This window comes from Flavobacterium xizangense, assembly GCF_054075145.1.
Genome location: NZ_JBSIPG010000134.1, coordinates 1 through 266, shown reverse-complemented (window position 1 = coordinate 266; position 266 = coordinate 1). Strand labels below are relative to the sequence as shown.

1 protein-coding gene is annotated in these 266 nt (G+C 54.1%); it reads left to right on the top strand.

Features of this window, described 5'->3' with window-relative positions; all coding sequences use genetic code 11:
* Positions 1–266 (top strand): hypothetical protein (locus ACWA1B_RS22815; protein ID WP_456910915.1); only part of this gene is annotated, 266 nt, incomplete at both ends.

Genomic DNA, 266 nt, shown 5'->3' with positions numbered 1-266 from the left:
ATTAACCTTAATTGCCGGTTTTTACAGTTGCATGCTTATTCGTGAACTGGATTTTTTCTTCGATCTCATCCGTCATGGTAGCTGGGTGTGGTTTGCGCTGGCGATCGCGCTGGGCAGTTTCGCGGTGGCCATGCGTACCCCAAAGCAGACCCTGAGCGCGCTGGCCGATCTCCTCAATCACAACCGCTGGCCCGTTATGGCTGCCGGATTGATGATCGTGCTGGTTTTTTCCCGACTGTTTGGGATGAACACGCTGTGGGCTCACC